This window comes from Winogradskyella rapida (genome assembly GCF_042675845.1).
GTDB classification, from domain to species: domain Bacteria; phylum Bacteroidota; class Bacteroidia; order Flavobacteriales; family Flavobacteriaceae; genus Winogradskyella; species Winogradskyella rapida.
The window spans coordinates 9170-14932 of the sequence record NZ_JBHTKM010000055.1; the positions used below are offsets into that span (position 1 = coordinate 9170).

Sequence of the window (5763 nt, forward strand, 5' to 3'; positions counted from 1 at the left end):
GCCACAACGTGTTTGTGTATGGTTAGTTGCGTGGTTGGGTAGCTAATTTAGTAAACTTTTACAGACCAGAGAAAATTCCGCAGGAATTTTCGTAAGTAAGCTTAAAAAAGCAATTAATTATACACGGTGTTAGCAGCCGGCTTTTAATTGTACGCTGTTTCATTAAACAACTCTAACATTGATTTTAGCGTATAACTCCTTACCAGTGTCCAATTAGTTTTTTCACGTTCAGATCGGCCGTAAAGCTTTTTAAAATTAAAGCGGAGTAGAGTGAGTAGTTTGTTGGTGTTCTATAATGATCTTTTAAAATCTAATGTTTAATAGTTTCTATTATCCAGCGTTGTTGCTCCGTATTACTTGTCAATTTAACTTATCCAACTGAGTGGTTAATCCTGCGTTAATATTCCGTATTGCTTATCACGTTATCTTATCCAGATGAGAATTTAATTGTGATGAGAAATAAAAAATTTTTCGATTAAGAAAGACATTAGCAAAACGTGACTGCTTGCTGCTAACGTGTTTGTATATGGTTTGTTGCGTGGTTAAGCAACTAAGTTAACAAATAAAAACCGAATAGAAAATCCGCGAGGATTTTGGTAAGTAGGCTAGAACCAAGCAATAAATTATATACGGTGTTACCTGTAGGCTTTTCTGTTTTTCGTAATTAAATAAATTCCAACTATTATAAATAAAGAAGAAAATCCTACGCTTAATAATTCCTCATTAAAATTTTTAGAGTTTTTCCCAAACCAAATACAAAGAATAATTCCAAATATTAAGAATCCAATTCCATAATAAAAATTATTTTTTCTTTGCCATTCACTTTCAGATTTTGTGTTTCTTTTCTTTCCTTTTATTAAAGCTCTTTTCAATTCAGCATAATTTCCATAACTTGAAGAAGATATTTTGTATTTAAAATCTTTTCCAAATAAAGTCAAATCTTTCCATTTCATATATCCAGCTTCTCCTTTCCATTTAGCGTTTTCTTTTTCAATTTCGTTATAAGTCAAAATTTCAGATAAATTTATAGTCCTTTTAGTTATACCAATTAAAGTTTTTACTACCAATTTTTCTTTATTTATTATTAATATATTGTGATTTATTAAATGATAAATTGATAATAATCCAAAAAGTAAAAAAGGAATACTAATAAATAAAATTTCAGTTTTTTCAATACCAGAAATAGTCAGCTTAATTCCTAAAAAGCTAAAAATAATTCCACCTAATATTAGAATTATTATATTAGATGTTTTAATTTCAGATTTTATAAATTCCTTACTTTTCATTAATAATTTCTGTCGTTTTTTTAGCTTACAGGTAACGTGTTTGTGTATGATTAGTTGCGTGGTTAGGCAACTAAGTTAGCAAACATTTACGAACCCGTGAAAATTCCACAGGAATTTTCGCAAGTAAGCTCAAAAAAGCAATTAATTATACACGGTGTTGCCAGTAGTTTTTATTCAGTAATAAATTTTTCAAATTCCGTTTTACTTATTTTTGAGGATTTACCTTTTCTTTCAATAAAATATTCAAAAGTCCTTGAGTTAAAGTTATATTTACTAGAAGCATATATAAACTTTTTGTTTTCGTTCTTATAATAATCTGTCTCAGAAACAGCGTTAATAATTCCATAGTCGATTACTTTTTTAAAGTGCTCGTTAGTCGAATCTGTATTCCACAATTTTGTTGTGAATTGTTCAGAATCATATTCTCTATTTTCCCAATTATCTCCAATTTTTGGTATTCCAAGTTTTTCACGTTCTGAATTAAATTCAATTCCGTGATTCTTGTTTATCGGAATAACTAATTGGTAGATTGCGTTTAAACCAATCAGAATTCCCACGTAAACAAGACCTTTGAGTATTCCTTTTCCCATTGTTTTAATTGAGAAAGTAAATTCTTTTGGGTCTTTCCTATAGTCATAATAATATGCGATTCCAATCGGCACAATTATTAAAATTATTATCAAAATTCCGTATATCATTCGCGGTTTCTTAAATTACTGGCAACGTGATTGTGTATGATTTCGTTGCGTGTTTTAAGCACTAAAGTTAGCAAATAAATCACAGATAGAAAGTCCGCGAGGACTTTCGTAAGTAGGCTATAAACAGCAATGAATTATACACGGTGTTGGCAATAGTTATTTTTTAGTTCGTTTTTGAATTCTTTCGACAATATTTTTATCCGCTTTTATATTCAGTTTTGTCTTTTTCCTATTATTTTATTCGCTTAAATGAATATTCTTTGTTGTAAATTTTTCTATTATTTTTCTTAATCAGAATCATAGAATCACATTTAAATACATTTAAGTATTCCTCTTTTAATTGCTCAGTATTTTGTTTCAGCATAATTGAGTCGCCTTTCGTTTTTAGAATACCATTACAATAATAAATTCCGTTCATTCCATCGTAAGTTGTTATCTGGAAAGTTGAATCTTTTATTTCAAGTTTATGAGAGTATTCATTCTGATAAAGTCCATTCAAATTTTTCGGCATACAAGACGTAAATATCAAAATCGTAATACTCAATATTAATTTTATATAATGTTTCATTTTAATTATTGCCAACGTGTTTGTATATGGTTTGTTGCGTGGTTAAGCACGTAATTTAGCAAATAAAAACCGAATAGAAAATCCGCGAGGATTTTCGTAAGTAGGCTAGAACTAGTAATAAATTATATACGGTGTTAGCCATCTGGCTTTTTTCCGTTCTAAAATTCCAAATGATTTTCTCCTCCAATTTTATGGTTCATTTTTTGTCCCATTCCACCAGTCACATATCCAGCTACAATTTCGTTCTTTTTTTCTCCGTTTTCTTGATAGTTAACATTAATTGAACAATCGCCTGTAATTCCGACCCAAACAGTTTTACTTTCGTTCGGTTCGAGTTCCGCAATATATTCAGTTTCGCAACCAATAATATTTATTTCAGTCAGCTTATTTTCAGTTGTATTCGTAAATGTAATTCGCATATTCCCAATTAACAACATAGCGAACCAAACATAAATAAATAGAATCGGAATGTTTAAAAGCATTAATCCGCTTGTCTTTAATAGTTTTTTTCGATTTTCAGAGTCGCTATTTACTTTTTTCAACGTTAAAATCAGAATAATTATATTAAAAATTCCTGCAACAATTATAAATCCATAACCGACAAAAAGTAATTGCCAATTAGATGTCAAAAAATATATTCCAAAAATTAGAGTTCCGATAATGAATGAAATCAGAGCTGTCCTTTTTCCTAATGCTATTTGTTTCTCGGTTGTCATTTTTCAGCTTGTGGCTAACGTGTTTGTGTATGGTTAGTTGCGTGGTTAAGCAACTAAGTTAGCAAACTTTTACAGACCAGAGAAAATTCCGCAGGAATTTTCGCAAGTAAGCTTAAGAAAGCAATTAATTATACACGGTGTTGTAAAACGTTTTCTATTCAACGTACTTTTATTCATTCCAACTTATTAAAATCCGTTTTAAATTTTCCGCTTTTACTAAGTAAAATATTGTCCAAAGTAATACCCAAATTATAAATGCTAAAAAGAAAAAAACTAAATTCAGTCCACCATATTCTAAATCCAGATATACGAATAAAAATGTCATTATTATTACTCCAATAAAATTGTATAGAGTTGCATTCTTAATGCTCATTTCAATTAATCCAGTCAGAAAATTCCAACCAACAAGTTTGTCTTTTATTTTAATTTTTTCAGAGTCAGAGAAGTCAATTGTCATTCTTTGAGCGAAATCCATTTTTATTATCAGCTCGTTGTTTTTTCTTTTAAAATCGTAATCAAATTTTTTTAATAATTCTTCTGTTTTATCTATTCCCATAATTTTGGTCAAATGTTTTACAACGTGTTTGTGTATGGTTAGTTGCGTGGTTAAGCAACTAATTTAGCAAAAATGAACCGAACGAGAGGAAATTCCGCAGGAATTTCCACGTAGGCAAGTCACTAGCAATTAATTATACACGGTGTTGGCAACTGGCTTTTTATTCCGTTTTCCATATTTTCCACCATTTTTGTTTTTCGACTTCCACTTTTTCGACTTCCATTTTTTTTATTGGAACTTGTTTATGTTCTAATTCTTTTCCTTTTCTTAAAATCAGTGTTTTTAGGTCAAGTTCATAATTCGTTTTGTCATATTCCTCTCCGCTATCACTATTATTCCAATCATAAAGTTGACCTTTTAGAATTCCATTTTCAATTCGGTTATTTCTTATTCCGTCCCAACATAAACCCTCAATATATTTTATTTCATTAGGTTCTTTTATAATAGCTATCGAATTCGAACTTAAAATCAATATTAGTTCGTTATTATATTTCAACTTTTCTGAAACGTAATCTATTTCTTTTATTGGATTTACAGTCTCTAAATCAACTATATAATTTGTGTTTAATTCATTGATTGTCGATATCAAAAAATATCTGTTGTTTTTCAAATTGATGATTTCAATCTCTTTTTCGATTTCTCCTTCAAATCCATAAACCCATTTCTCTCCGTTATTTTTAGTGAATTCGATTGGAATACAATATTCAGATAAGCAACCATTAATTGCTAAATATCCATCTAAATATGCAGGTGGATATTTTAATATTTTATATGGATTTTTATTTTCATTCACGGTTTTTTCAGCTTGTTGCCAACGTGTTTGTATATGGTTTGTTGCGTGGTTTAAGCAACTAATTTAGTAAATAATTACAGACCAAGAAAGTCCGCGAGGACTTTCGTAAGTAGGCGATAAGCCAGCAATAAATTATATACGGTGTTGGCAACTGGCTTTTATTTATTTATCATTTTCAAATAACTTTAATAAATCTAAAGAACTGTTTTTTTGCGTATCAATAATTAAGTCATTAGCAATAAATTCATCAATATTTAATTCAATTCCTTTGCTGATTATAGAACCTTTGGGATAAGCCACAATGTGGTAAATTCCATCTTCAAAATTCCCTAAATTTGATTTATCAAGAGAGATAAATCCTCTTCCAGCCATTTCATTAAAATCTGTTAAATACAATTCTCTTAATTCCTCATTTTCAAAATTTACAAATTCATTTAATATTGGGTTAATTTCAATTTCATATTGTATTGGTAATTGTAATATTTGAGCGTGTAAATTTTCATTTTTCTCATCGTTTTCTTCAATGATTTTTGGAAGTTTTCCACCTCCAGTTGCTACGTGAATAGGTTTTTTGTTTCCATCTATAAAATACCAATCTAAATCTCTACTGTGTTGTTCTTGAATACTATATGCCATTATGTAAAAGTGTCAATACAATTTTGACACATTGGAACTTTTTGCATTGTTCTAGGTCTAATTGCTTGTGTGAATTTCATTCTATCTGCTCCAACAGTTGGGCGGGTCCTTAAAATTTTATTAGCAGCACCGACTTCTGCACATTTTCCAATTCTGTTTCCATTCCTTAAATTACCTATTGTGCCTAATCTTGTTTCAAGTCTTCTTTTTAGCTGAATTGCAATTGGTGGTGGTGGAAACCCTGTTTCATCAATAAACCAACTTAGGTTGAATATTGCTGCAACAACAGCAGCAGGATATTCTTTATTCCTTTTTTTTACAAGGCAAAAATTCCATATTCTTGTTTCTATACTCTTTGTTGTTACTGCCATTTATTTTATTAGTACGCTATTTTTAGCTTGTTGCCAACGTGTTTGTGTATGGTTAGTTGCGTGGTTTGGCAGCTAATTTAGCAAACTTTTACAGACCAGAGAAAATTCCGCAGGAATTTTCGTAAGTAAGCTTAAAAAA

General features: G+C 29.8%; 7 protein-coding genes. All 7 read right to left on the reverse strand.

Annotated features, from left to right (window positions below; translation table 11 throughout):
- Window positions 1–635 precede the first annotated feature (635 nt).
- The 7 genes from ACFQ13_RS07285 to ACFQ13_RS07315 all read right to left on the reverse strand — a co-directional run bounded on the left by ACFQ13_RS07285 (window position 636) and on the right by ACFQ13_RS07315 (window position 5624).
- Window positions 636–1286: a hypothetical protein gene (locus ACFQ13_RS07285; protein WP_386115709.1), complete on the reverse strand. Its 651-nt coding sequence runs from the start codon at window positions 1284–1286 to the stop codon at window positions 636–638.
- A 170-nt stretch (window positions 1287–1456) separates the two neighbouring features.
- Complete coding sequence (locus tag ACFQ13_RS07290; protein ID WP_386115712.1) at window positions 1457–1984, reverse strand: hypothetical protein; 528 nt, start codon at window positions 1982–1984, stop codon at window positions 1457–1459.
- Window positions 1985–2710: 726 nt separating this feature from the next.
- Entirely contained in the window at window positions 2711–3268 is a 558-nt protein-coding gene (locus ACFQ13_RS07295) for a hypothetical protein (protein WP_386115714.1), read from the reverse strand.
- 169 nt (window positions 3269–3437) lie between these two features.
- Complete coding sequence (locus tag ACFQ13_RS07300) at window positions 3438–3824, reverse strand: hypothetical protein (protein ID WP_386115716.1); 387 nt, start codon at window positions 3822–3824, stop codon at window positions 3438–3440.
- A 160-nt stretch (window positions 3825–3984) separates the two neighbouring features.
- A complete protein-coding gene (locus ACFQ13_RS07305) occupies window positions 3985–4617 on the reverse strand; it encodes a hypothetical protein (protein WP_386115718.1) in 633 nt (210 codons plus the stop codon).
- Between the two features lie 162 nt (window positions 4618–4779).
- On the reverse strand, window positions 4780–5253 hold the full coding sequence (locus tag ACFQ13_RS07310; RefSeq protein ID WP_386115720.1) for a hypothetical protein: 474 nt from the start codon (window positions 5251–5253) through the stop codon (window positions 4780–4782).
- Window positions 5253–5624, reverse strand: coding sequence for a hypothetical protein (locus ACFQ13_RS07315; protein WP_386115722.1), 372 nt, complete (start codon window positions 5622–5624; stop codon window positions 5253–5255). The genes ACFQ13_RS07310 and ACFQ13_RS07315 overlap by 1 nt, the downstream gene beginning before the upstream one ends.
- Between the last annotated feature and the right edge of the window lie 139 nt (window positions 5625–5763).